Here is a 25,501-nt window from a genome sequence, read left to right as displayed (position 1 = left end):
GTCCGGGGAATCGGGGGAAGCCCAACTCCATCTTATGTGTCGGCTCCCGGGTGCAATACGGATGCCGCTGCATTGATTGCGTGGATTGATAAGTTGGAAGTTGCGTCCACCGGGCGGATCGCAGAGATACTAGATGAGCTTGTTACTGCTGGTTGGGTCACATTGGACGGTGACCAATTCCAGTTGACGCCTTCCGGAAAGTCTCAAATGGAGGTTTTGCGGAATTCCAGTTTGGGCAAAATCGATGGCATCACGACTGCCATGTGGCGCGATCTAACAGCAGCATATCTGGAAAAGTCGATTGATCTTTCTGACTTGGTATCTCGATCCAACCAACTATTTGGGGTTTCTGTAAACGTTCCAGTTGACGCCGTAGAAGCGCTGGTGCATGGCGAGCACACCGCCGAAGAGGCTTATGCCCTGCGGGAAAAGGTCGCACTGAAAGCGAGTTTAGATCTGCAATTTCCTGCCGCGATGGATCCGGAACGACTTTTGCCTATTCGTGATCCATTGCGGACGCAGCGAGATCAATTGGAGTCAGCTTTAACTAAGGACAGAGCGCATCGCTGGCTCTGCCTATCTGCGTCAGAAAAGGTGTCAATCCGGATGGGCGCGCTATTGTCCGATCTTGTAACAGAAGAAGAACGGCTTAAATTCTGCTCCTCATGCGTGTTTGATGTTCGCTCGCGATGGTTGATTGGTATGGGGCCGAACGCTACCCCACCGTCTGCTTCTACCGCGCTTCGGAGTTATGCGGCATGGACCCAGTCGAATAGCGATAAAACGACCTTGTCTCAGACATCGCCAGTTTAATAGTAAGTCCCTCTCCAGAAACACAAAACCCCCGTGACCTTTACGGTGCACGAGGGTGTGTTGTTATTGTTAATTGTCGCGGTCAAAAACTCCTCTTTGATCGAAATCAAGAAGGAGTTCTGAGAACCTACGAACGTAGTTAAGGGCACTCATTGGCGGGATTGACGCGCCAGAAGGGTGCTGCGATTGCAGCCTCTACCGTAATCGGCTTTGGCCAACGAAGTTCATTGGCGAATCGTGGCCAAGATCCTTCGTAATCATCATTGCTTGGTGTCCCGTTCGGTGGTAATACAGGCACCATGTCCAAAAGTCCACCATCAATTGGCAGTATCAATTCGAGCTGCTGGCCGTTGGCCTTTAGTTCAACGAAATCACCAACATCCGCCCCAGATGGATCACCATCAGGCTGCAAGCGTTGAAAAAGGTCTTCGGCCGTGTCTTTACCAAAGCAATTGCGAACCTTTTCTTCAGTTCCGTCGCGTTGTTTGGCAATTCGAACTGCCAGCAAGTTCAAGAGCAACTGTCTTGTGGTTCCATCTATTTCAATTTGCATGTCATCTCCGTGAATCAGAAGTAACTGGAGACGACGTTGCCCCGAGGGGACAAGGGTCCCCAGCGGGTTGAAATGAAAAACAGACTTGACTTCTCTGGTCCGTTTCTAAGGTTGATTAAGGTTTTTGCCTTAGATGTTGAGTTTTTTGAAGTTTCAACATATTTTTTAAACTACTAAAAGTAGCGCTGGGCTGGCTTCTAAGTACCAAATATTCTCTTTGCGGCACAGATATTCTTCTTAGCGCGGCACATTTATGGTTCCAGCGACACCTTGGAATCTCATTGATTTATCGCTTAGGCGCCGCCAAACAGGCGCCAGGTGCTATCAAGTTGATAGCGTTTGAACGGGCTGGCTGAGCTGCAGCCAATGGCTTGCGGCGGCCTGCAGGCGTTCGGGATAGCCGGTGGCGTAGAGCTGAAGGCTGGCGGGTGTCGGGCTGGCGGCCAGCGCGTTGTGGCTTCTCAGCAGGCGTTGGGTTTGCCGCGCCACCGGTGCGCCGCTGTCGATCAGTTGCACCTGCGGCCCCAGCAGCGCACGCAGTTCAGTGGTGGCGAACGGGTAGTGGGTACAGCCCAGCACCAGTGTGTCGATCTGTCCCGGTTCGTGGCCAAATTGGCCGATGGCCATTGTGTAATCAGCGCAAAGCGCTTCTGTTTTGATAGCGTCCTGGCGTTCGATGGCGTCGGCCAGGCCATCGCAGGGCTGCAGAATGAAGTCGGCCTGTCCCTGCAATGTCTCGAGCAGGGCGCGGAACTTGTCGCTCTCCAGCGTACCGCGCGTGGCCATGACGCCGACGCGCCGGGTCCGGCTCAGCTGGGCGGCCGGCTTGAGTGCCGGCTCGACGCCGACGATTGGCAGGTCAGGGTACTGCTGCCGCAGCAGGTGGATGGCGGCGGCGGTGGCCGTGTTGCAGGCCACCACCAGTGCCTTGATGTGGTGTTGCGCCAGCAGGTGGCGCGTGATGGTCTGCGAACGGCCAATAACGTGGAGCGCATCACGCTCGCCATAGGGCGCATGGCCGCTGTCGGCCACATAAACGAAGGCCTCGGCCGGCAGCTCGACGCGCAGGGCTTGGAGGATGCTGAGTCCTCCAATGCCGCTGTCGAAAACACCGATCGGATGCGAGACGTGGGTCAAGCGGTGGTGAGCGAGATGCCCTTGAACTCGCCGCTGGCAATGCGTTTTTGCCACTCGGCCGGGCCGGTGATGTGGGCGCTGGTGCCGCCGGAATCCACCGCCACGGTGACGGGCATGTCGACCACGTCGAATTCGTAGATGGCTTCCATGCCGAGGTCTTCAAAGCCCACCACCTTGGCGGTCTTGATGGCCTTGCTCACCAGGTAGGCGGCGCCGCCGACGGCCATGAGGTAGGCACTCTTGTGCTTCTCGATGGCCTTGATGGCTTCCGGGCCACGCTCGGCCTTGCCGATCATGGCGATCAGGCCGGTCTGGCTGAGCATCATGTCGGTGAACTTGTCCATGCGGGTGGCAGTGGTCGGGCCGGCCGGGCCGACGGCCTCGCCCTTCACCGGGTCGACCGGGCCGACGTAATAGATGACGCGGTTGGTGAAGTCCACCGGCAGCTTCTCGCCCTTGGCCAGCATGTCCTGGATGCGCTTGTGCGCGGCGTCGCGGCCGGTCAGCATCTTGCCGTTGAGCAGCAGGGTGTCGCCGGGTTTCCAGCTCGCCACTTCCGCCTTGGTCAGGGTGTCGAGATTGACGCGTTTGCTCTTTTTCGTGTCGGGTGTCCAGTCGACATTGGGCCAGAGGTCCAGGCTCGGCGCATCCAGATAGACCGGGCCCGAGCCGTCCATCACGAAGTGCGCGTGGCGCGTGGCGGCGCAGTTCGGGATCATGGCCACCGGCTTGCTGGCCGCGTGGGTCGGGTACATCTTGATCTTGACGTCGAGCACCGTGGTCAGGCCGCCCAAGCCCTGCGCGCCGATGCCCAGCGCGTTGACCTTCTCATGCAGCTCCAGGCGCAGCTCTTCCACCTGCGTGAGCTTCTCGCCCTTGGCCGCCTTGGCCTGCAGTTCGTACATGTCGAGGTCGTCCATCAGGCTTTCCTTGGCCATCAGCACGGCCTTCTCGGCGGTGCCGCCGATGCCGATGCCCAGCATGCCGGGCGGGCACCAGCCGGCGCCCATGGTCGGCACGGTCTTGAGCACCCAGTCGACCACCGAGTCGCTCGGGTTGAGCATGACCATCTTGCTCTTGTTCTCGCTACCGCCGCCCTTGGCGGCCACGGTCACGTCGAGCTTGTTGCCCGGCACGATCTCGGTGAAGATCACCGCCGGCGTGTTGTCCTTGGTGTTCTTGCGCGCGAACTGCGGGTCAGCCACCACCGAGGCGCGCAGCGTGTTGTCCGGGTGGTTGTAGCCGCGGCGTACGCCTTCGTTGATGGCGTCGTCCAGGCTGCCGGTGAAGCCTTCGAGCCGCACGTCCATGCCGATCTTCAGGAACACGTTGACGATACCGGTGTCCTGGCAGATCGGGCGGTGGCCGGTGGCGCTCATCTTGCTGTTGGTCAGGATCTGCGCAATCGCGTCCTTGGCGGCCGGGCTTTGCTCGCGCTCGTAGGCGCGTGCCAGGTGGGCGATGTAGTCGGCCGGGTGGTAGTAGCTGATGTACTGCAGGGCGGCGGCAATGGACTCGATCAGGTCGGCTTGGCGGATGGTGGTGGTAGACATGTTCAGTCGGGTGGTTAAGCGTGAAGTGGAAAGGGTCAGTGATCGTGCTGGTGGCTGCTGGTGAGCAGCTTGTCGGTGTAGGCGATTGCCAGCGCGCTCATCAGGAACACGATGTGGATGAGGGTCTGCCACATCAGGACCTTGACGTCGTAGTTGGCCGCATTGATGAAGGTCTTGAGCAGGTGGATCGAGCTGATGCCGATGATGGCGGTGGCCAGCTTGACCTTGAGCACCGAGGCATTGACGTGGCTCAGCCACTCGGGCTGGTCGGGGTGGCTTTCGAGGTTCATGCGGCTGACAAAGGTTTCGTAGCCGCCGACGATGACCATGATCAGCAGGTTGGAGATCATCACGACGTCGATCAGCGCTAGCACCACCAGCATGATGATGGTCTCGTTCAGCGAGGTGACACTGACCGTTTCCTTGTAGCCGATGCTGGTGACCAGCGCCTGCAGGGCCGTCTGGCTGCCGAAGGCGGCTTCCAGCAAGTGCACCAGCTCGACCCAGAAGTGGAAGACATACACGCCTTGTGCGGCAATCAGCCCCAGATACAGCGGCAACTGCAGCCAGCGGCTGGCAAAGATGAAAGCGGGGAGGGGACGCAGTGGCGAGGCTTTGGACGGTTCAGGGGACGACATCAGGGCAATCTCGGGTTTGTCTCTAGGCGAAAGATTTTAGGCTGCATTTCCATCCGGGCGAGGATTGGGTACATTGAGGGCCGGGTGTCAATCAAGTCAGTGACTTGTAAGGGCAAAACCCGACATTCCGTGGCGATTCAATTTCTATTAGAGGAAACAAGCCATGAGTTCATCTTCGTCCGCCATCCAGTCTGTCTTGGTCGAGAACCGGGTCTTCCCCCCGGCCGAGTCGGTTGTGAAGGCCGCCCGGATCTCCGGCATGGACGGCTACAACGCCCTGTGTGCCGCTGCGGAAAAGGACTTCGAGGGTTTCTGGGCCAAGCTGGCACGTGAAAATGTGGTGTGGAACAAACCCTTCACCCGCACGCTGGACGAGTCGAATGCCCCGTTCTACAAGTGGTTCGACGACGGCGAACTGAATGCGTCGGCCAACTGCCTGGACAAGCACATCGGCACCCCGGTCGAAAGCAAGACGGCCATCATCTTTGAAGCGGACGACGGTGCGGTCACCAAGGTCAGCTACAAGGAGCTGCTGGCCAAGGTGAGCCAGTTTGCCAATGCCCTCAAGGCGCAAGGCATCAAGAAGGGTGATCGCGTCCTGGTCTACATGCCCATGACCGTTGAAGGTGTGGTGGCCATGCAGGCCTGCGCCCGCATCGGCGCCACCCACAGTGTGGTGTTCGGCGGCTTCTCGGCCAAGTCGCTGCAGGAGCGCATCATCGACGCCGGCGCCGTGGCCGTGATCACCGCCAACTACCAGATGCGCGGCGGCAAGGAACTGCCGCTCAAGGGCATCGTGGACGAAGCACTGGCCATGGGCGGCTGCGACACCATCAAGACCGTGCTGGTCTACCAGCGCACCGCCACCGCCTGCAACATGGTGGCCGGCCGTGACAAGACGTTTGCCGAGGCCCTGGCGGGCCAGAGCACCGAGTGCGCCCCGGTGGCCGTCGGCGCCGAGCACCCGCTGTTCATCCTTTACACCTCCGGCTCCACCGGCAAGCCCAAGGGCGTGCAGCACTCGACTGGCGGTTACCTGCTGTGGGCCAAGCTCACCATGGACTGGACCTTCGACCTGAAGTCCGACGACATCTTCTGGTGCACCGCCGACATTGGCTGGATCACCGGCCACACCTACGTGGCCTACGGCCCGCTGGCCGCCGGCGCCACGCAGATCATCTTCGAAGGCGTGCCGACGTTCCCGAATGCCGGCCGCTTCTGGCAGATGATCGAGCGCCACAAGTGCACCATCTTCTACACGGCCCCCACCGCCATCCGTTCGCTGATCAAGGCAGCCGAAGGCGATGCCAGCGTGCACCCGGACCGTTCCGACCTGAGCAGCCTGCGCATCCTGGGCTCGGTGGGTGAGCCGATCAACCCGGAAGCCTGGATGTGGTACTACAAAAACGTCGGCGGCGAGCGCTGCCCGATCGTCGACACCTTCTGGCAGACCGAAACCGGCGGCCACATGATCACGCCGTTGCCGGGTGCCACGCCGCTGGTGCCGGGCTCCTGCACCTTGCCGCTGCCGGGCATCATGACCGCCATCGTCGACGAAGCAGGTAACGACATGCCAAACGGCGCCGGTGGCATCCTGGTGGTGAAGAAGCCCTGGCCCTCGATGATCCGCACCATCTGGAACGATCCCGAGCGCTTCAAGAAGAGCTACTTCCCCGAAGAGCTCAAGGGTTATTACCTGGCTGGCGACGGTGCCGTGCGCAGCGAAGACCGTGGTTATTTCCGCATCACCGGCCGTATCGACGATGTGTTGAACGTGTCCGGTCACCGCATGGGGACGATGGAGATCGAATCGGCCCTGGTGGCCAAGACCGATCTGGTGGCCGAGGCGGCCGTGGTGGGCCGTCCGGACGACCTGACCGGCGAAGCCATCTGCGCCTTCGTGGTGCTCAAGCGTGCGCGCCCCACCGGGGACGAGGCCAAGCAGATTGCCAAGGAGCTGCGTGACTGGGTGGCCAAGGAAATCGGCCCGATCGCCAAGCCGAAGGACATCCGTTTCGGCGAAAACCTGCCCAAGACGCGCTCCGGCAAGATCATGCGCCGCCTGCTGCGCTCCATTGCCAAGGGTGAGACGATCACCCAGGACACCAGCACGCTGGAAAATCCGGCGATTCTGGACCAGTTGGGCCAGGCCTATTGAGGCGCTGGTGAGCGTGTGCCCTGCCTGCCCCGCAAGGGGCGGCTGCTTACGCCCAGCAACAAAAAAGCCCGCGATTGCGGGCTTTTTTGTTGCGCAGAGGGGCGATTACTTGGTGGAGAGCACCCAGGCAACCAGCTTGTGGGCTTCAGCGTCATTCACTTGCGGGTTGGCGGGCATGGGCACCGGACCCCAGACGCCAGCGCCACCCTTGATGACCTTGGCAGCCAGCTTGTCAGCGGCGGACTTGTCGCCCTTGTACTTGGCGGCAACATCCTTGAAAGCCGGGCCGACCAGCTTCTTGTCGACGGCGTGGCAGGCCATGCAGTTCTTGGAAGTGGCCAGAGCCTGGTCGGCGAAGGCGGGGGCGGTCACGGAAACAGCAGCGACCAAGGCAAACAGAGCACGTTTCATCATTTCCTCGTGGGTTGAGTTAAATTAAGTGAACAACGATATTGTAATAACTATGGTTGACTGCCGACGGGCATCGACCATACGGAACAAGGGGAATTGAGATGTATCTGCTGGGCCTGGGTGTTGTTTTGCTGCTGTTGAAATTCCTGGAGGTTGGGCCGGTGGCGGCTTGGGACTGGTGGGTGGTGCTGATGCCCTTCGGGCTGGCCGTCGCCTGGTGGGCCTGGGCGGATGCCTCGGGCTACACCCGGCGCAAGGCCATGGCGCGCGAAGACCAGCGTCGGCAGGCACGTATCGACCGCAGCCAGGCTGCTCTGGGGACCAAAAGAAAACGGCCTTGAGATATGTGGATGGGGTGCCCGCCAGGTCGTTGGCAGGCACGCGCTGACGTGTACCTATGCCGTGGGTGTTGGCATGATTCCACCAGCCAATGCAAGCTGCCCGCTAGGCCATAATTGCAAAAGCCTTCTCACCTGTAACCACTGACCCGAAGAATCACCATGCCAGCCTATCGTTCCAAAACTTCCACTGCCGGCCGCAACATGGCAGGTGCGCGTGCACTCTGGCGCGCCACCGGCATGAAGGACGGCGACTTCAGCAAGCCCATCATCGCGATTGCCAATTCCTTCACCCAGTTCGTGCCCGGCCACGTGCACCTGAAGGATCTGGGCCAGCTGGTAGCGCGCGAGATCGAAGCCGCCGGTGGTGTCGCCAAGGAATTCAACACCATCGCCGTGGACGACGGCATTGCCATGGGCCACGACGGCATGCTGTATTCGCTGCCCAGCCGCGAGATCATTGCGGACTCGGTGGAGTACATGGTCAACGCCCACTGCGCCGATGCGCTGGTGTGCATTTCCAACTGCGACAAGATCACCCCCGGCATGCTGATGGCTGCCATGCGGCTGAACATCCCGGTGGTGTTTGTCTCCGGCGGCCCGATGGAAGCCGGCAAGACCAAGCTCGGCGTGATCAAGCTCGACCTGATCGACGCCATGGTGATGGCCGCCGACGACAAGGTGTCGGACGAAGAGGTGGCCGAGGTGGAGCGTTCTGCCTGCCCGACCTGCGGCTCCTGCTCCGGCATGTTCACGGCCAACTCCATGAATTGCCTGGCCGAGGCGCTGGGCTTGGCCTTGCCGGGCAATGGCACGATTGTGGCCACGCATGCTGACCGCGAACAGCTGTTCAAGGGCGCTGGCCGCCTGGTCGTGGAGCTGTGCAAGCGCTACTACGAGCAGGGCGACGAGAGCGTGCTGCCGCGCTCGGTCGGCTTCAAGGCCTTCGAGAATGCGATTGCGCTGGACATCGCCATGGGCGGCTCGACCAACACCATCCTGCACCTGCTGGCGATTGCACAGGAAGCCGGGATCGACTTCACCATGAAGGACATCGACCGCATGTCGCGCGTGGTGCCGCAGCTGTGCAAGGTGGCACCGAATACGAACAAGTACCACGTCGAGGACGTGCACCGCGCCGGCGGCATCATGGCCATCCTCGGTGAGCTCGACCGCGCCGGCAAGCTGCACACCGATGTGCCGACCGTCCACGCCAAGACCATGAAGGACGCGCTGGACCAATGGGACATCAAGCGCAACCCTTCGCCCGAGGTACAGACCTTCTACAAGGCGGGGCCCGCTGGCAAGCCGACCCAGATCGCCTTCAGTCAATCCACACGCTGGCCCAGCCTGGATACCGATCGCGCTGAAGGCTGCATCCGTTCCATTGACCACGCCTTCTCGCAGGAGGGGGGGCTGGCGGTGTTGTACGGCAACATTGCGCTCAACGGTTGTGTGGTGAAGACCGCGGGCGTGGACGACAGTCTGTTGGTGTTCGAAGGGCCGGCGCATGTCACTGAATCGCAGGACGAGGCCGTGGCCAACATCCTGGACGACAAGGTCAAGGCCGGTGACGTCGTGATCGTGCGCTACGAAGGCCCCAAGGGCGGCCCCGGCATGCAGGAGATGCTCTACCCGACCTCGTACATCAAGTCCAAGGGCCTGGGCAAGGCTTGCGCCCTGCTGACGGACGGGCGTTTCTCCGGCGGCACCTCCGGCCTGTCGATCGGCCACTGCTCGCCTGAAGCCGCGGCGGGTGGCGCGATCGGCCTGGTGCGCAATGGCGACCGCATCCGCATCGACATCCCGAACCGCCGCATCGACGTGCTGCTGTCCGACGAGGAGCTGGCCAAGCGCCGCGCCGAACAGGACGTCAAGGGTTGGAAACCCGCCCAGCCGCGCAAACGCAAGGTGTCAGCCGCGCTCAAGGCCTATGCCAAGCTGGTGATGTCGGCCGACAAGGGCGCAGTGCGCGACCTGTCGCTGCTCGACTGACCGTTGCTCCGTCGGCGGCGCGCCCGTCGTGGCGGCCGGCCACAGAGGCTGGTGAGGGCTGGGCACCCCGCGATATCAAATTGGGTTTGTGCATTTGAGCCGGCACCCGGGGTGCCAGCCGGGGCACAATGGCGCCCATGCTGATCCACCCGCAAATCAATCCGGTCGCCCTGCAGTTGGGGCCGCTCGCTGTCCACTGGTATGGCATCACCTACCTGGTGGCCTTTGCCTTGTTCATGTTCCTGGGCGTGCGCCGGCTGCGGCACGAGCCGTATGCCTCCCTCAGCGGCACGCAGGCCTGGAGCCGGCGCGACGTGGAGGACATCCTGTTTCTCGGCGTCATGGGCGTGGTGATTGGCGGCCGCTTGGGTTATTGCCTGTTTTACAAGCCGGGTTACTACCTGAGCCACCCGCTGGAGGTTTTCTTTGTCTGGCAAGGTGGCATGAGTTTTCACGGGGGCATGCTCGGCGTCGTGGGGGCCATGCTCTGGTTTGCCCACAGCCGCAGGAAGCCTTGGCTGCAGGTGGCCGACTTTGTGGCGCCCTGTGTTCCCACGGGTCTGGCCGCCGGTCGGGTTGGCAACTTCATCAATGGCGAACTCTGGGGGCGCGTGGCCGATCCGTCCTTGCCTTGGGCCATGCTGTTCCGTGGGGCCGGTGATGTGCCGCGCCATCCCTCGCAGGTCTACCAGTTCCTGCTGGAAGGGCTGCTGCTGTTCGTGCTGCTGTGGCTGTATGCCCGCAAGCCGCGTCGCACCGGCCAGGTGGCTGCGGCCTTCCTGTTCGGCTACGGCGTGCTGCGTTTCGTGGCGGAGTTCTTCCGCGAACCCGATGACTTTCTTGGCCTGCTGTCATTCGGCCTGAGCATGGGGCAGTGGCTGTGCCTGCCCATGATCGTCGGCGGGATCGGGCTGTGGTGGTGGGCCGGCCAGCGGCCGGTCGCACGTTCGACCTGAGTGCGCGTTGATTCAGCCCGAATATGGCTTGTTGCCCCGCCGAATAAGCGCAAAGCACTATAAAAAACATAGCAAACCTGCCGGTCCCCATGCGGAAGCCGGGGATCAGGGTTTGTCTGGATCGAATAATTACCTGTAATTATGGAAAATTACAGCAAAGGACAGGCGCCGAGCCAGCCTGTCCTGCTGTGTTCATTCACCTGTTTCGAGTCCCTCATGCGTCTGGTCCACAACTCTTTGCACGAGCACGTCGCCGCCACGCTGCGGGAGGAGATCTTTGACGGCACCCTGGCGCCGGGCAGTTTTGTCGATGAAGTAGCCTTGTGTGAGCGCCTGGAGATTTCCCGCACGCCGTTGCGCGAGGCCCTCAAGGTGCTGTCGGCCGAAGGGCTGGTGCGGCATGAGCCGCGCCGCGGTTGTTTTGTCAATGAAGTAACCGAGCAGGATCTGGACGAAATCTTTCCCGTCATTGCCCTGCTGGAAGGGCGTTGTGCATTCGAGGCGGCCTGCAATGCCAGCGATGCCGACCTGGCCGTGCTGGAGACGCTGCACCAGAAGTTGCAGGCCCATGCGGCGGCCAAGCGCATCGTCGACTACTACCAGACCAATTTCGCCATTCACGAGGCCATCATCACGCTGGCCGACAACCGCTGGCTGGCGCAGGTAATTGCGGATCTGCGCAAGATCCTCAAGCTGGCGCGCTTGCAGCAGCTGCATGCGCCGGGGCGCCTGGCGCAAAGCCTGAGCGAGCACCTGGCGGTGTTCGCAGCGCTCAAGGCGCGCGATTCCGAGGGGGCGGAAGCCGCCATGCGCACGCATCTGACGCGGCAACGCGAAGCACTGCGCGAACTGGCGCGCCAACAGAAAAGCAGGAGGCTGGTATGAACGTCGCAACATCGTGGCTGGCGCGCAGCGTCTCGCAGCTGAGTCCGCGCCTGCGTGGCGTGGTCGGGGCCACGTCGGCCGCTGTGGCCAAGCCGGCGCGCGATGCGGCGCTGACGCGCGAGCAGCGCCGTGTGCTCAAGACCCTGCAGGCCATCGTCGATCCGCAGGTGAGCGAGGTCGAGGGCGGGCGCCGTGCGCGCACCGTGGCGGCCTGGTACGCCGCGGCAACACCCGAGCAGCGGCGCGACACCTGGTTGTTGATGAGCGAGCAGTTTGCCCCCGACGCCAAGAAGGTGGCGGCGGCGCGCGACCAGTACGACAGCGCCATCGGGACGCCCGAGGAAGGGCAGGCCGAAATCCGCTTGCGCAAGGCCCTGGTGTCGCCGCGCACGCGGCTGCTGCAGCGTTTTTCCGCCTTCCCCGAGGGCATGCGCTTTCTGCTCGACCTGCGTGCCGAGCTGCTGCCGCAACTCAAGGGCGAGAAGCGCCTGCTGGCGTTGGATGCCGAGCTGGAGAACCTGTTTTCCACCTGGTTCGATGTCGGCTTCCTGGAACTGCGGCGCATGAGCTGGGATTCGCCGGCCTCGCTGATCGAGAAGCTCATCAAGTACGAGGCGGTGCACGACATCCGCAGCTGGGCCGACCTGAAGAACCGGCTGGACAGCGACCGCCGCTGTTATGGCTTCTTCCACCCGCGCCTGCCGGACGAGCCGCTGATCTTTGTGGAGGTGGCCTTGCTGGGCGAAATGCCAGGCAGCATTGCGCCGCTGCTGGACGAAACCGCCGCAGCCTCCGATCTGAGCAAGGCGACGACGGCCATTTTCTATTCCATCAGCAACACCCAGACCGGTCTGCGTGGCGTGAGCTTCGGCGATTCGCTGATCAAGCGCGTGGTCGAAACCCTGCGCGCCGAATTTCCCAAGCTCAAGACCTTTGTCACGCTGTCGCCCATTCCAGGTTTCCGCGGTTGGCTGGGACGGCATGCCGGTGCCATGCTGGAGCGGATGGAGCGTCGCGCACGCACGGAGCTGCAGCGCTCGCTCGGCGGCGAGGCGTTGACGGCCGAGCTGTTCCTGGCCGCGGCAGACAACGCGCGCGAGCTGGAGGCCGGTTCGCCCCTGGGCCATCTGCTGTTGCAGTGCGCGGCGCACTACCTGGGCCAGGAGCTGCAGGAAGGCAAGCCGGTCGACCCGGTGGCGCGCTTTCACCTGGGCAATGGGGCGCGTGTGGAGCGGCTCAACTGGGCGGGTGACGGCTCGCCCAAGGGGTGGAAGCAGTCTTACGGCATCATGGTCAACTACCTGTATGACCTCAAGCGCCTGGACAAGCACCGCGTGCAACTGGGGCAGGGCAAAATACCTGTGTCAGGCGAGATCGCCAAGCTGGCGTTCTGAGCGCTGCACCATTTTGTTAGTTGGTTCACTAAAAAAGAGGAGACAGACATGACTACGATCGACCGCGTCATTTCCAGCCGCCGTGATGTGCTGCGCCTGGCGGCAGCCGGCCTGGCCGGGACGGCCCTGAGCGGACAGGCCCAATCGACCTGGCCGACCAAGCCGGTTACCCTGATCGTGCCGTTTCCGGCCGGCGGTGGCACTGATGCCTTTGCCCGCCCACTGGCGGCCCAGTTTGCCCGGGTGACCGGCAAGCAGCTGATCATCGACAACCGCGGTGGCGCCGGCGGCACCCTGGGTGCCAGCATCGCGGCCAAGGCACAGCCCGATGGCTACACCCTGTTCATGGGGGGCGCTCACCATGCCATCGCGCCGTCGATGTACCCCAAGCTGGACTACGACCTGGAAAAGGACTTTGTGCCCCTGGTGCTGGTGGCCAACGTGCCGCAGGTGCTGGTGGTCAACCCGAAGAAGATCACTGTCGACTTCAAGGCCTTCCTGACCATGCTGCGGCAGAACCCCGGCAAGATGAACTACGGCTCGGCCGGCAGCGGCAGCAGCCATCATCTGGCGGGCGAGCTGTTCAAGCAGCAGACCAAGACCTTCATCACCCACATTCCCTACCGGGGTGCCGGCCCGGCGCTGCAGGACCTGATTGCCGGCAACATCGACATGATGTTCGACGGCCTGGGCTCCTCGGCCTCGCACATCAAGGGTGGCCGCATCAAGGCGCTGATGGTGTCAGGCGGCAAGCGCAACCCGGCGTTCCCCGACGTGCCGTGTGCGGCCGAGCTGGGCTTGCCGGACTACACCGTGACCACCTGGTACGGCATCTGGGCGCCGAAGGGCACACCGGCCGATGTACAGGCCCGTGCGGTGGAGGACATCCGCAAGGCCGGCCTGACGGACGAAGCCAAGGCCGTCTGGGCCAACCAGGGCGCCGAGTTCGGCAACCTGACGCCGCAGCAGTTCGGCCAGTTCGTCAGCGCGGAAGTCAAGCGCTGGGCCAATGTGGTCAAGCTCTCGGGCGCCAAGCTGGATTGAGGCACACAGGAGCCCTGACGCGTGAGACCGGATGAGAAACGTGAAGCAATGAGTGGCCACATTCGATTCGAGCGGCAGGGCGCCCTTGCGCTGGTGACCTTGAGCCACCCGGGCAAGTTCAACGCCATGTCGCGTGCCATGTGGCGCGAACTGCGCCAGGTGTTCACGACGATCCAGGCCGAGCCGGCGGTGCGTTGTGTGTTGGTGCGCGGGGAGGGCGGGCATTTCTGCGCGGGCGGCGATATTTCCGAATACCCCGACTTTCGCTTCGACGAGGCCGGCCTGCGCGATTTCCATGACAACGATGTCTGGGGTGGCCTGCAGGCCATGCTGGACTGTGATGTGCCGATCGTGGCGCAGATCGAAGGCAATTGCATGGGGGCCGGCGTCGAGATCGCCTGCTGCTGCGACATCCGCATCGCCGATGCGGCCGCCAGATTCGGTGCACCGATCGCCCGCCTGGGTTTTCCCATGGCGCCGCGCGAGGCGGCGCTGGTGCTGCGTGAAGCGGGAGCCCTGACGGCGCGCGAGATGCTGCTGGAAGCAGCCGTGTCCGGCGCCGAGCTGATGCAGCAGCGTGGCTTTCTCAGTCGCGTGATGCCGGGCGGCCAATGCGCCAGCGAGGCCGCGGCCACCGCCGCGCGCATCACAGCACTGGCACCCCAGGCCGCGCGCCTGAACAAACAGACGCTTCGGGCATTGAATCGGCCTCTGGGCCTTGACGGTATTGCGCCAGCAGCTCCTGATTCGATAGCGGGTTTCCTTTCCCGTGCCTATGCCTACGCGGACAGCCCGGAGCATCGCGAAGGCATCAATGCCTTTCTGCAGAAGCGACCCAGCAATTTTTCAACCTCTGAGACTTGAGCAAAGCCATGTCACAAGCCAATGCCAATCTGTTTGCCGCCTTGCGTGCGGCCTTCCCGCACAACCTGGATGCGATCGCCATCGAGACCGACAACGGGCTGAACTACTCCTGGCGCGACCTGGAGCGGGCCACGGCCATGATGGCCAACCTGCTCAAGTCGCTCGACCTGCCCGAGGGCTCGCGCATCGCGGTGCAGGTCGAGAAGTCGGTCGAGGCGGTCATGCTCTACCTGGCCACGCTGCGCGCCGGTTATGTGTTCCTGCCCCTGAATACGGCCTACCAGAGTGCCGAGATCGAGTACTTCGTCGGCAACGCCGAACCGGCCGTGGTGGTGTGCAGCAGCAAGAACTTCGGCTGGGTCAGCAAGATCGCCTTCAAGGCCGGCACCCAGCATGTTTTCACGCTGGATGACAACCGGACCGGCTCGCTGCTGGAACGCGCCGCACATTGTTCCGAACACCACCAGGCGGTGCCGCGCCAGGCCGACGACCTGGCCGCCATCCTCTACACCAGCGGCACCACCGGCCGCAGCAAGGGGGCCATGCTGACGCACGGCAACCTGCTGAGCAATGCCCATGTGCTGAAGAAGTACTGGGGCTGGCAACCGGGTGATGTGCTGATGCACGTGCTGCCGATCTTCCATGTGCATGGCCTGTTCGTGGCGCTGCATGGCGCGCTGCTCAACGGCAGCAAGATGATCTGGATGGCCAAGTTCGACCCCAAGCGTGTGCTGGAGAAGCTGCCCGAGGCGACGGTCTTCATGGGCGTGCCTACGCTTTATGTGCGCCTGCTGGCCGAGCACGGCCTGAACCGCGAGAGCACGCGCAACATGCGCCTGTTCATTGCCGGTTCGGCACCGCTGCTGATCGAGACTTTTGTGGCCTGGCAGCAGCGCACCGGCCACACCATCCTGGAACGCTACGGCATGAGCGAAACCATCATGCTGACCTCCAACCCCTACAACCCGAAGGACGGCGAGCGCCGCGGCGGTACCGTCGGCCTTCCCTTGCCGGGTGTCAGCCTGCGGGTGCAGGACGATGCCGGCCAGCCGGTGCCGGTGGGCGAGATCGGCGGCATCCAGGTCAAAGGGCCCAATGTGTTCAAGGGCTACTGGCGCATGCCCGAAAAAACCAAGGAAGAGTTCACCGCCGACGGCTACTTCAAGACCGGCGACGTCGGCAAGATCGACGATCGTGGTTATGTGACCATCGTCGGTCGCAGCAAGGACCTGATCATCAGCGGCGGCTACAACGTCTACCCGGCCGAGATCGAGGGCTACATCAACGAATTGCCGGGCGTGGCCGAGAGCGCCGTGGTCGGCGTACCGCACCCTGACTTCGGCGAGGTGGGCGTGGCGGTGGTGGTGCGCCAGTCTGGCATGGCGCTCGACCCGGATCACATCATTGCCAAGCTCAAGTCGCAGCTGGCCAACTTCAAGATTCCGAAGCGCTGCTTCGTGGTCGACGAGTTGCCGCGCAACACCATGGGCAAGGTGCAGAAGAACCTGCTGCGCGAGCAGCACAAGCACCTGTTCTACTGAACGGGTTCGCGCTCGCAAGCACCATGAAAAAAGGCCCGCCCCGCGAGGGGAGGACCTTTGTCTTGCGCCAGGCGCAGGGAGCTTAACGCAGCACCAGCACCGGCACGTGCGAGTGCGTCAGCACCTGTTGTGTCTCGCTGCCCAGCAGCAGGCGCTTGATGCCCTTGCGGCCATGCGAAGCCATGACGATCAGGTCGCACTTGTGTTTCTTGGCGGCGGCGATGATGGCCTCGCTCACCAGATCCGACTTGGCCGTGACGGCCTTGACCTTGACGCCCTTGCCCAGAGCAGTCTTGCTCACGGCATCCACGATCGACTGGCCGTGCTCAGCCCATTGCTTTTCGACGCGGGCGATGTCGCTGGCCGGCAGGGCCAGACCACCTTCAAAATAGCTTTGCGGGTAACGCGGGATCACCTTCAGGGCGACCAGTTCGGCGCCGGTGAGCTGGGCCATGGCAATGGCGCTGCTGACCGCTTTTTTGGAGAGGGTGGAGCCATCGGTGGCGACGAGGATTCTTTGGTACATGAGGTGATCTCCGTGTTGTGCGAAACAGATTCTAGATTACTACGTTCACTTCTGTTATCGTCTTGATCCAAATCAAGACAGAGGCGGGTGCGCCCCGATACGCTTGAGCACTATGCAAACAGCAAGTCTTGCCACAACGTTCTTGCCGGAACGCAAAAGGGCAGAAGCTGCTGAGCCGCCCGTGGACTCAGCCCCGGCCAACCTTGGCCTGCTTGACGATCCGCAGGAGTGGTCGGCCTTCAGCCGGCCGGTTCAGGGCCAGGCCGATTGCTGGGAATCCCATCTGGTCATCGAAGGCATGCACTGTGCGGCCTGCGCGCTGACGGTCGAGGACGCCTTGCGCGGCGTTCCCGGCGTGGCCAGTGCCAGTGTCAGCGCCGGCAGCCACCGCGCCCGCGTGGTCTGGCAGGCCGATGCCGTGCAGCCTTCGGGCTGGATGCAGGCGGTGCTCAAGGCCGGTTACCGTGCCGTGCCGGCCAATGATGCCTTCGCCAACCAGCGTCGCCGCCAGGAAACCCGCAAGGCACTGTGGCGCTGGTCGGTGGCCGGCCTGTGCATGATGCAGGTGATGATGTACGCATGGCCGGCCTATGTGGCGCTGCCGGGTGATCTCTCTGCCGAGATGGAGCAGTTGCTGCGCTGGGCCTCCTGGGTGCTGACCTTGCCGGTCATGCTGTTTTCCTGTGGCCCCTTCTTTTCTGCTGCGCTGCGCGATGTGGCGCAACGTCGCATCAGCATGGACCTGCCTGTGGCGCTGGGCATGGGCATCACCTTTGTGGTCAGCACGGCGGGCACCTTTGATCCGCAGGGCATTTTCGGGAAAGAGGTGTACTTCGATTCCCTGACCATGTTCGTCTTCTTCCTGCTCACCGGCCGCTGGCTGGAGTTGCGCCTGCGCGACCGCACCGCCGGTGCCCTCGATGCCCTGATGAACCGCCTGCCTGACAGTGTCGAGCGTCAGCGCGCCGACGGAACGTTCGAGCGTGTCGCGGTGCGGCGGCTGAAGGCAGGTGATGTGGTGCGCATTCTGCCGGGCGAAGCGTTTCCCGCGGACGGCACCGTGCTGCAAGGTCAGACGCTGGCCGACGAGGCGCTGCTCACGGGGGAGTCGCGGCCGATTCCCCGTGGTGTAGGGGAGGCCGTGATTGCTGGCAGCCACAATCTGGCTGCCTCTGTGCTGGTGCGGGTGGACCGCACCGGGGCCGACACCCGTTTTGCCCAGATCGTGGCGCTGATGGAGCAGGCCGCCAGCAGCAAGCCGCAATTGGCGCAGCGGGTGGACCGCCTGGCCAAACCGTTCCTGGTGGGGGTTTTGCTGGCGGCTGCGGGTGCTGCGGCGTACTGGTGGGCACACGACCCCGGTCATGCGCTGATGGTGGCGGTGGCGGTGCTGGTGGTGACCTGTCCGTGTGCCTTGTCGCTGGCGACGCCGGCGGCCATGCTGGCAGCCGCCGGGAGGCTGGCGCGTCATGGCGTGCTGGTACGCCGGCTGGGTGGGCTGGAAGCGCTGGCGGAAGTCGACATGGTGGTGTTTGACAAGACCGGCACCCTGACGCGCGACGCCATGGTGCTGCAAGCCATCCGGACCCGTGCCGGCGTGAGTGATGAACAGGCGCTGGCCATGGCCATGGCGCTGGCGCAGCAGTCGCTGCACCCGGTGTCGCGCGCCCTGGCCGCCGCCGGGCAGGGCAGGGGGCTGGTGGCCTGGCGGTCAAGCGATGTGCGTGAACTGGCCGGCCAGGGGCTGGTCGGCCAACTGGTGCCGCCCGAGGCGACAGGGCCTGCGCAAGAGGTGCATTTGGGGGCGTCCCGCTTCTGCGGCGTTCACGAGGCTGTGCCGCAGGGGCCGCATGCTTGTCTGAGTGATGCGCAGGGCTGGCTGGCCACGTTTGAGCTGGGCGAGGACATCCGGCCCGATGCCCTCAGCACGGTGGCAGCCATGCAGGCGTCTGGGATTGAGGTGCAGATCCTGTCCGGCGATGGTGTGCAGGCGGTGGCTCGGGTGGCCTCGCAACTTGGCATCCAGCAGGCGCGCGGGGGCTGCACCCCGCAGGACAAGCTGGCCTTTCTTCGCAGTGCGCAGCAGAATGGCAAGCACGTGGCGGTCGTTGGGGATGGCCTGAACGACGGGCCGGTGCTGGCTGGCGCCCATGTGTCGTTTGCGGTTGGTCACGCCGTGCCGCTGGCCCGCGCGCAGGCTGATTTTGTGGTGCTGGGGGAGCAGTTGGCCAGTGTCGGGCAGTCGCTGCAGCTGGCGCGTCGCACCATGGGGGTGGTGAACCAGAATCTGTGGTGGGCGGTGGCCTACAACGCTGTCTGTGTGCCACTGGCGGTGGTTGGCTGGCTTCCCGCCTGGCTGGCCGGTCTCGGCATGGCGTCGAGTTCGCTGCTGGTGGTGCTCAATGCCCTGCGCCTGGCTGGTGGCTGGCGTCACACGAAGGTAACCTGATGGACATACTCTATTTACTGATTCCGCTCTCGGTCATCTTGGTGTTTTTCATCCTCGGCGGCCTGTGGTGGGCGATCGAGCGAGGCCAATTTGAGGACATCGAGGCCGAAGGCGAGCGGATTTTGCGGGATTCTTGAGCGCGGTTGATATGAGTCAAATGGATTCTGAGAACTTTGTTACAGACTTGATCGCGGACAACTAAGAAAAGAGGTGCACATGACATTTGCAAACACAAAAGCCACTGTCTACAACGACACCGTTGTACGACAGTTCGCCATCATGACGGTGGTATGGGGCGTGGTGGGCATGTTGGTTGGCGTGATCATCGCCGCCCAACTGACCTGGCCCGAACTCAATCTGGGCATTTCATGGCTGAGTTACGGTCGTCTGCGACCGTTGCACACCAATGCCGTGATCTTCGCCTTTGGCGGTTGCGGCTTGTTTGCCGCCGCCTACTACGTGGTGCAGCGAACCTGTCAGGTGCGCATCTTCAGCGACAAGCTGGCCGCCTTCACCTTCTGGGGCTGGCAACTGGTGATCCTGCTGGCCGCCATCTCTTTGCCGCTGGGCTACACCTCCGGCAAGGAGTACGCCGAGCTGGAGTGGCCGATCGACATCCTGATCACGCTGGTCTGGGTGGCGTTTGCCGTCGTGTTCTTCGGCACGGTGGGTACCCGCAAGGTCAAGCACATCTATGTGGCCAACTGGTTCTTCGGCGCCTTCATCATCGCCGTGGCTCTGCTGCACCTCGTCAACAGCGCAGCCATCCCGGCCGGTTTTCTCAAGTCCTACTCGGCCTACGCCGGTGTGCAGGATGCCATGGTGCAGTGGTGGTACGGCCACAACGCCGTGGGCTTCTTCCTGACCGCTGGTTTCCTGGGCATGATGTACTACTTCATTCCGAAGCAGGCAGAGCGTCCGGTGTACAGCTATCGCCTGTCCATCGTCCACTTCTGGGCCCTGATCTTCACCTACATGTGGGCGGGTCCGCACCACCTGCACTACACCGCACTGCCGGACTGGACCCAGTCGGTCGGCATGGTGTTCTCGCTGATCCTGCTGGCGCCCAGCTGGGGCGGCATGATCAACGGCATCATGACCCTGTCGGGCGCTTGGCACAAGCTGCGTGACGACCCGATCCTGCGCTTCCTGATCGTGTCGCTGTCCTTCTACGGCATGAGCACGTTCGAAGGCCCGATGATGTCGATCAAGACCGTCAATGCCCTGAGCCACTACACCGACTGGACCGTGGGCCACGTGCACTCCGGCGCCTTGGGCTGGGTGGGTCTGGTCACCATGGGCTCCATGTACTACCTGATCCCGCGCCTGTTCGGCCAGAAGCAGATGTACAGCGTCAAGGCGATTGAAGTCCACTTCTGGACTGCCACCATCGGCATCGTGATCTATATCGCTGCCATGTGGATTGCCGGCGTGATGCAGGGTCTGATGTGGCGCGCCATCAACGCGGACGGTACGCTGACCTACACCTTCGTCGAGTCGGTCAAGGCCACCTTCCCGTTCTATGTGCTGCGTCTGCTCGGTGGTCTGCTCTACCTGGGTGGCATGCTGGTCATGCTGTGGAACGTGATCAAGACGGCCACTGCCGGCCGCTCGGTCAACGTCACCATCCCGGCCGTTGCGTCTCACGCATAAGAAGAAGGAAACCATCATGGCAAACCACAACACGAGCGGCGGCATGTCGCACGAGAAAATCGAGACCAACAACTTCCTGATGATCGTTCTCATCTTGTTGGTGCTGTTGGTCGGCGGTCTGGTCGAGATCGTGCCGCTGTTCTTCCAGAAGTCCACCACCGAGCCGATCAAGGGCATCCAGCCCTACACGGCGCTGCAACTGGCCGGGCGTGACATCTACGTCCGCGAAGGCTGCTACAACTGCCATTCGCAGATGATCCGTCCGTTCCGTGCCGAGACGCTGCGCTACGGCCACTATTCAGTGGCAGGCGAGTCGGTCTACGACCACCCGTTCCAGTGGGGCAGCAAACGCACCGGTCCTGACCTGGCGCGTGTCGGTGGCCGCTACAGCGACGAGTGGCACCGCATCCACCTGAACAACCCGCGTGATCTGGTGCCCGAGTCCAACATGCCGGCCTATCCCTGGCTGCTCAAGGACACGGTTGATGCATCGGTCATGCCGGCGCACATGAAGGCGCTGCGCACGGTCGGCGTGCCCTACACCGACGAGCAGATCGCCAAGGCCGTGGAAGAGGTCAAGGGCAAGACGGAAGTCGAAGCGCTGATCGCCTATCTGCAGGTTCTGGGTACGGCACTCAAGTAAGACGGGAGATCACATCATGGATGTCAATACCCTTCGTTCCATTGCCACCGTGGCCAGCTTCATCACCTTCATCGGCATCGTGCTGTGGGCGTGGTCCAAGCGCAATGCCGCTGATTTCGAACAGGCCGCCATGCTGCCTTTCGAACAGGAATAACGAGCCGTCAAAGGAAGAAAAATGAGCGACTTTACAAGCAACTTCTGGTCGGTCTACGTTACCGTGATCACTGTCGTGGGCATTGCCGCCTGTCTGCTGCTGCTGTGGTTCAGCGGCAAAGCCAAGGCAATGACTTCGAACGACAACACGACCGGCCACATCTGGGACGGTGATCTGCGCGAGATGAACAACCCCCTGCCGCGCTGGTGGGTGTGGCTGTTCGTCATCACGATCGTCTTCAGCGCGGTCTACCTGGCCATGTACCCCGGTCTGGGGACCAGTGCAGGCAAGCTGGGTTGGACGTCTCTGGGTCAGCACAAGGCCGAGATGGAGAAGGGGGAAAAGGATGTTGCCCCCCTGTATGCCAAGTTTGCCGGCATGACCCCTGAAGACATGTCCAAGGACCCTCAGGCCATGGGCATCGGTGAGCGCGTGTTCATGAACAACTGCGCGCAGTGCCACGGCTCGGATGCGCGCGGCAGCAAGGGCTTCCCCAACCTGACCGATGGCGACTGGCTGCATGGCGGTACACCGGACAAGATCAAGGAAACCATCACCAAAGGCCGTATCGGCAACATGCCGCCCATGGCGGCTGCCGTGGGCACGCCGGATGACGTGAAGAACGTGGCGCACTACGTTCTGAGCCTGTCGGGCAGCCCGCATGACTCCCTGCGTGCTTCGCTGGGCAAGGCCAAGTTTGGCGCCTGCGCCGCCTGCCACGGCATGGATGGCAAGGGCAACCAGGCTCTGGGCGCCCCCAACCTGACCGATGACATCTGGTTGCATGGTTATGGCGAGAATGCCATTGTTGCCATGATCAACAACGGCAAGGTCAATCAGATGCCGGCCCAGGAAGGCAAGCTGAGCGAAAGCCAGATCCAGGTTCTGACCTCGTATGTCTGGAGTCTGTCGAACGGCGCTAAAGTGGCGGCCAAGTAAGCAGTAAGCCGACCGGAGTTGTTTTGAACCATCCCGACAGCACAGACAAAAAGATCATTCCCATCGTCTCGCAGGAGGTGACGTCATCCGATGCGGACGATGCGGAGATGGTTTCTTTGTACCAGGCGCACAAGAAGGTCTATCCCCGCAGCGTTTCCGGCCTGTTCGCACGCTGGCGCTGGGGGATGGTGTTCCTGACGCAGCTGGTGTTCTACGGTTTGCCATGGTTGGAGTGGGGACAGCGCCAGGCGGTGCTGTTCGATCTCGAAGCGCGGCGGTTCTACATCTTCGGTCTGGTCCTGTACCCGCAGGACTTCATTTATTTGACGGGTCTGCTGGTCATCTCGGCGCTGTCGCTTTTCCTTTTTACTGCGGTAGCGGGCCGTCAATGGTGCGGCTACGCCTGCCCGCAGACGGTTTACACCGAAATCTTCCTCTGGATCGAGCGCAAGATCGAAGGTGACCGCAGCGCACGGATGCGGCTCGACAGCGCGCCGATGTCCGTCAGGAAGCTCTCCCTCAAGGGTGCCAAGCAACTCGCCTGGATTTCAGTGGCGCTGTGGACCGGCTTCACGTTTGTTGGCTATTTCACGCCCATCCACGAGTTGGGTCGGTCCTTCCTGCAGGCCACGCTGGGGCCGTGGGAAATCTTCTGGGTTTTCTTCTATGGTTTTGCCACCTACGGTTTCGCCGGCTACATGCGCGAGCAGGTGTGCAAGTACATGTGTCCCTACGCTCGTTTCCAGAGCGCCATGTTCGACAAGGACACGCTGATCGTCTCCTACGACGAGCGGCGTGGCGAGCCGCGCGGTGCCCGCTCGCGCAAGGCCGATCCCCAGGCGCTGGGCCTGGGTTCCTGTATTGATTGCACCCTGTGTGTGCAGGTGTGCCCCACCGGGATCGACATCCGCAAAGGGCTCCAGTACGAATGCATCAGTTGCGCGGCTTGCATCGATGTCTGTGACGACGTCATGGACAAGATGAACTATCCGCGCGGCCTCATCAAGTACACGACGCAGAACTCGGTGCAACTGGGCTGGACGCGTGCCCAGACTTTGCGCCATGTGCTGCGGCCACGCGTGCTGATCTACACCAGCATCCTGCTGGCCGTCAGCCTGGCCATGTTGATCAGCCTGGCAACACGCACGCCGCTGAAGGTGGACGTGGTGCGTGATCGCGGCGTGATGGCGCGCATCGTTTCCGGCGGCATGATCGAGAACGTGTACCGCCTGCAGGTCATGAACGCGACCGAGACGGCACAGCAGTACAAGATCACGGTCTCGGGCTTGCCCGGCCTGCAGCTGGCCGCCGACCAGGACCCGCTGGTGGCCGTCAACCCGACCGAGGCACGCTGGGTGGTGATCCGTGCCCAATTGCCTTATGAGGCAGCGGCCCCTGGGTCGCACCCCATCCATTTCGAGATTGCCGCGCAGGATGCGCCGGCGCACGTGAGTGAGAAATCCGTGTTCCTGGTGCCACGTTAAGGAGTACGTATGAGCAAGAGCGCCCATGTGGTGGCCCAACCCTGGTGGAAGTTCGGTCACGTCTGGATGGTGCTGGCCGGCCCCGCGGTCGTGGTGGTCGCCGGTTTCGTGACCCTGTACCTGGCTGTGCGCACACCCGACCCTGTGGTCAGCGAGGATTACTACCGGCAGGGAATCGAGATCAATAAAACCCTGGAGGCTGCTCCCAGCAGCCTGGCGCCGGCCATCCAGGCGCGCAACCATGCCGCCACCGGCGTGGCACCCGCTGCCAAGCCATCGCCCCAGCCCTGATTACACTCAGGCTATCAGGAGACAAGCATGAACATGCAGAAAATGATGTGGATAGCCTGGCCTGCCTTTCTGGTGGCGGGTGTGCTGGAGATGCTGGTGTTTGCCATGGTCGATCCGCAGGATCTGCACTGGTTCGGTCAGCCGGTGACCCTGTCACGCCAAGGCGTCTACACGCTGGCGTTTTTTGTGTTCTGGGTGATGACCATGCTGTCCAGCGGACTCACCGCGCTGCTGGCCATGTCGCCCTTTGAGGTCAATCAATGCCCGCTGCCCGCCACGGAGCGCCCGGAGGGCTGCCCCAAGCAGGAGGGATGCTGTTAAGGTCGCTGCGACCTCAGTGGCATTCCTGGTGGTTGACGATCTGGGACAGGGCATCGGTGTTAAGAATGCGCACATGGCGCTGCTTGACTTCGACGATGCCATCTTCCACAAACTTTGAAAAAGTCCGACTCACGGTCTCCAGCTTGAGACCCAGGTAGCTGCCGATCTCCTCGCGCGTCATGCGCAGGACCAGTTCGGACTGCGAGAAACCGCGGGCGTGCAGGCGTTGCACCAGATTCAGCAGGAAGGCCGCCAGACGTTCCTCGGCACGCATGCTGCCCAACAGCAGCATGACACCGTGCTCGCGCACGATTTCGCGGCTCATGATCTTGTGGACATGGCGCTGCAGGCCGTTGATCTCGCGCGACAGGTCCTCGATGCGGTCAAAGGGCATGACGCAGACCTCGGCATCCTCCAGCGCCACCGCATCACAGGTATGGTGGTCATTCACGATGCCGTCCAGACCGATGATCTCGCCCGCCATCTGGAAGCCGGTCACCTGGTCGCGCCCATCCTCGGAGGCGACGCAGGTCTTGAAGAAGCCGGTGCGGATGGCGTAGAGCGAACTGAACTTCTCCCCATTGCGGAACAGCGAGGTACCACGCTTGATTTTCCGGCGGTTGGCAACCACGTTGTCCAGGCGGTCAATCTCTTCGGGGGTCAGCCCCATGGGCATGCACAGTTCGCGCAGGTTGCAGTTCGAGCAGGCAACTTTGATCGTTTGCGGATTCATAGACTGTATTTTGACATCAGCCATCGCA

Annotated in this window: 26 protein-coding genes; 19 read left to right on the top strand and 7 right to left on the bottom strand. The window is 62.5% G+C overall.

Features of this window, described 5'->3' with window-relative positions; genetic code table 11:
- On the top strand, nucleotides 1-813 hold an 813-nt coding region (locus CDE01S_RS18095; RefSeq protein ID WP_084382742.1), incomplete at its 5' end, for a hypothetical protein.
- A 139-nt stretch (nucleotides 814-952) separates the two neighbouring features.
- Here the strand turns inward: CDE01S_RS18095 and CDE01S_RS18090 are convergent.
- From CDE01S_RS18090 to CDE01S_RS04925, 4 genes are all read right to left on the bottom strand, one after another.
- A complete protein-coding gene (locus CDE01S_RS18090) occupies nucleotides 953-1,366 on the bottom strand; it encodes a hypothetical protein (protein ID WP_245636108.1) in 414 nt (137 codons plus the stop codon).
- A gap of 324 nt (nucleotides 1,367-1,690) precedes the next feature.
- Entirely contained in the window at nucleotides 1,691-2,503 is an 813-nt protein-coding gene (murI, locus tag CDE01S_RS04935) for a glutamate racemase (RefSeq protein WP_066704547.1), read from the bottom strand.
- Nucleotides 2,500-4,056 carry a fumarate hydratase gene (locus tag CDE01S_RS04930; RefSeq protein WP_066704545.1) on the bottom strand — a complete coding sequence of 519 codons (1,557 nt, stop codon included), beginning with the start codon at nucleotides 4,054-4,056 and terminating at the stop codon, nucleotides 2,500-2,502. Before CDE01S_RS04930 ends, murI begins: the two co-directional genes overlap by 4 nt.
- 35 nt (nucleotides 4,057-4,091) lie before the next feature.
- A complete protein-coding gene (locus CDE01S_RS04925; RefSeq protein WP_066704543.1) occupies nucleotides 4,092-4,694 on the bottom strand; it encodes a TIGR00645 family protein in 603 nt (200 codons plus the stop codon).
- Nucleotides 4,695-4,857: 163 nt separating this feature from the next.
- On the opposite strand from CDE01S_RS04925, the gene acs reads away from it, so the two are divergent.
- A complete protein-coding gene (acs, locus tag CDE01S_RS04920) occupies nucleotides 4,858-6,852 on the top strand; it encodes an acetate--CoA ligase (RefSeq protein ID WP_066704540.1) in 1,995 nt (664 codons plus the stop codon).
- 105 nt (nucleotides 6,853-6,957) lie between these two features.
- On the opposite strand, the gene CDE01S_RS04915 is transcribed toward acs, so the two are convergent.
- Complete coding sequence (locus CDE01S_RS04915) at nucleotides 6,958-7,263, bottom strand: c-type cytochrome (RefSeq protein WP_066704539.1); 306 nt, start codon at nucleotides 7,261-7,263, stop codon at nucleotides 6,958-6,960.
- A 101-nt stretch (nucleotides 7,264-7,364) separates the two neighbouring features.
- On the opposite strand from CDE01S_RS04915, the gene CDE01S_RS04910 reads away from it, so the two are divergent.
- The 8 genes from CDE01S_RS04910 to CDE01S_RS04875 all read left to right on the top strand — a co-directional run bounded on the left by CDE01S_RS04910 (nucleotide 7,365) and on the right by CDE01S_RS04875 (nucleotide 16,280).
- Entirely contained in the window at nucleotides 7,365-7,604 is a 240-nt protein-coding gene (locus CDE01S_RS04910; RefSeq protein ID WP_066704538.1) for a TIGR04438 family Trp-rich protein, read from the top strand.
- Between the two features lie 159 nt (nucleotides 7,605-7,763).
- Nucleotides 7,764-9,596 (top strand): dihydroxy-acid dehydratase, encoded by a 1,833-nt coding sequence (gene ilvD, locus CDE01S_RS04905; RefSeq protein ID WP_066704537.1) that lies wholly within the window; start codon nucleotides 7,764-7,766, stop codon nucleotides 9,594-9,596.
- Nucleotides 9,597-9,733: 137 nt separating this feature from the next.
- Nucleotides 9,734-10,552, top strand: a complete 819-nt coding sequence (gene lgt / locus CDE01S_RS04900; protein WP_084382741.1) for a prolipoprotein diacylglyceryl transferase — start codon at nucleotides 9,734-9,736, stop codon at nucleotides 10,550-10,552.
- 216 nt (nucleotides 10,553-10,768) lie between these two features.
- Nucleotides 10,769-11,437, top strand: a complete 669-nt coding sequence (locus CDE01S_RS04895; RefSeq protein ID WP_066704569.1) for a GntR family transcriptional regulator — start codon at nucleotides 10,769-10,771, stop codon at nucleotides 11,435-11,437.
- The gene (locus CDE01S_RS04890) at nucleotides 11,434-12,831 is read left to right on the top strand and encodes a malonyl-CoA decarboxylase (protein ID WP_066704535.1); all 1,398 of its coding nucleotides are present in this window, start codon (nucleotides 11,434-11,436) and stop codon (nucleotides 12,829-12,831) included. Before CDE01S_RS04895 ends, CDE01S_RS04890 begins: the two co-directional genes overlap by 4 nt.
- A gap of 48 nt (nucleotides 12,832-12,879) precedes the next feature.
- Nucleotides 12,880-13,875: a Bug family tripartite tricarboxylate transporter substrate binding protein gene (locus CDE01S_RS04885; RefSeq protein WP_066704534.1), complete on the top strand. Its 996-nt coding sequence runs from the start codon at nucleotides 12,880-12,882 to the stop codon at nucleotides 13,873-13,875.
- A 48-nt stretch (nucleotides 13,876-13,923) separates the two neighbouring features.
- A complete protein-coding gene (locus CDE01S_RS04880; protein WP_066704533.1) occupies nucleotides 13,924-14,739 on the top strand; it encodes an enoyl-CoA hydratase/isomerase family protein in 816 nt (271 codons plus the stop codon).
- An 8-nt stretch (nucleotides 14,740-14,747) separates the two neighbouring features.
- On the top strand, nucleotides 14,748-16,280 hold the full coding sequence (locus CDE01S_RS04875) for a malonate--CoA ligase (protein WP_066704567.1): 1,533 nt from the start codon (nucleotides 14,748-14,750) through the stop codon (nucleotides 16,278-16,280).
- Nucleotides 16,281-16,362: 82 nt separating this feature from the next.
- On the opposite strand, the gene CDE01S_RS04870 is transcribed toward CDE01S_RS04875, so the two are convergent.
- Nucleotides 16,363-16,806 carry a universal stress protein gene (locus CDE01S_RS04870; RefSeq protein ID WP_066704528.1) on the bottom strand — a complete coding sequence of 148 codons (444 nt, stop codon included), beginning with the start codon at nucleotides 16,804-16,806 and terminating at the stop codon, nucleotides 16,363-16,365.
- 112 nt (nucleotides 16,807-16,918) lie between these two features.
- On the opposite strand from CDE01S_RS04870, the gene CDE01S_RS04865 reads away from it, so the two are divergent.
- From CDE01S_RS04865 to CDE01S_RS04825, 9 genes are all read left to right on the top strand, one after another.
- Nucleotides 16,919-19,255: a heavy metal translocating P-type ATPase gene (locus CDE01S_RS04865; protein ID WP_066704526.1), complete on the top strand. Its 2,337-nt coding sequence runs from the start codon at nucleotides 16,919-16,921 to the stop codon at nucleotides 19,253-19,255.
- Nucleotides 19,255-19,392: a cbb3-type cytochrome oxidase assembly protein CcoS gene (gene ccoS / locus CDE01S_RS04860; RefSeq protein ID WP_066704523.1), complete on the top strand. Its 138-nt coding sequence runs from the start codon at nucleotides 19,255-19,257 to the stop codon at nucleotides 19,390-19,392. The genes CDE01S_RS04865 and ccoS overlap by 1 nt, the downstream gene beginning before the upstream one ends.
- Nucleotides 19,393-19,471: 79 nt before the next feature.
- Nucleotides 19,472-20,908 carry a cytochrome-c oxidase, cbb3-type subunit I gene (gene ccoN, locus CDE01S_RS04855; RefSeq protein WP_066704521.1) on the top strand — a complete coding sequence of 479 codons (1,437 nt, stop codon included), beginning with the start codon at nucleotides 19,472-19,474 and terminating at the stop codon, nucleotides 20,906-20,908.
- A gap of 16 nt (nucleotides 20,909-20,924) precedes the next feature.
- Entirely contained in the window at nucleotides 20,925-21,551 is a 627-nt protein-coding gene (gene ccoO / locus CDE01S_RS04850) for a cytochrome-c oxidase, cbb3-type subunit II (RefSeq protein WP_066704520.1), read from the top strand.
- Between the two features lie 16 nt (nucleotides 21,552-21,567).
- Nucleotides 21,568-21,705 carry a CcoQ/FixQ family Cbb3-type cytochrome c oxidase assembly chaperone gene (locus CDE01S_RS04845; protein ID WP_066704518.1) on the top strand — a complete coding sequence of 46 codons (138 nt, stop codon included), beginning with the start codon at nucleotides 21,568-21,570 and terminating at the stop codon, nucleotides 21,703-21,705.
- Between the two features lie 21 nt (nucleotides 21,706-21,726).
- The gene (ccoP, locus tag CDE01S_RS04840) at nucleotides 21,727-22,644 is read left to right on the top strand and encodes a cytochrome-c oxidase, cbb3-type subunit III (RefSeq protein ID WP_066704516.1); all 918 of its coding nucleotides are present in this window, start codon (nucleotides 21,727-21,729) and stop codon (nucleotides 22,642-22,644) included.
- Between the two features lie 23 nt (nucleotides 22,645-22,667).
- The gene (gene ccoG / locus CDE01S_RS04835; RefSeq protein ID WP_066704515.1) at nucleotides 22,668-24,128 is read left to right on the top strand and encodes a cytochrome c oxidase accessory protein CcoG; all 1,461 of its coding nucleotides are present in this window, start codon (nucleotides 22,668-22,670) and stop codon (nucleotides 24,126-24,128) included.
- Between the two features lie 9 nt (nucleotides 24,129-24,137).
- Nucleotides 24,138-24,419 (top strand): FixH family protein, encoded by a 282-nt coding sequence (locus CDE01S_RS04830; protein ID WP_066704513.1) that lies wholly within the window; start codon nucleotides 24,138-24,140, stop codon nucleotides 24,417-24,419.
- Between the two features lie 27 nt (nucleotides 24,420-24,446).
- Nucleotides 24,447-24,740, top strand: a complete 294-nt coding sequence (locus CDE01S_RS04825) for a hypothetical protein (RefSeq protein ID WP_066704511.1) — start codon at nucleotides 24,447-24,449, stop codon at nucleotides 24,738-24,740.
- Between the two features lie 13 nt (nucleotides 24,741-24,753).
- On the opposite strand, the gene fnr is transcribed toward CDE01S_RS04825, so the two are convergent.
- Nucleotides 24,754-25,473 carry a fumarate/nitrate reduction transcriptional regulator Fnr gene (gene fnr, locus CDE01S_RS04820; RefSeq protein WP_066704508.1) on the bottom strand — a complete coding sequence of 240 codons (720 nt, stop codon included), beginning with the start codon at nucleotides 25,471-25,473 and terminating at the stop codon, nucleotides 24,754-24,756.
- Between the last annotated feature and the right edge of the window lie 28 nt (nucleotides 25,474-25,501).

The organism is Curvibacter delicatus NBRC 14919, assembly GCF_001592265.1.
GTDB classification, from domain to species: Bacteria; Pseudomonadota; Gammaproteobacteria; order Burkholderiales; family Burkholderiaceae_C; genus Hylemonella; species Hylemonella delicata.
The sequence above is the reverse complement of the archived record's forward strand: the minus strand, read 5'-3'. Positions and strand labels throughout refer to the sequence as shown.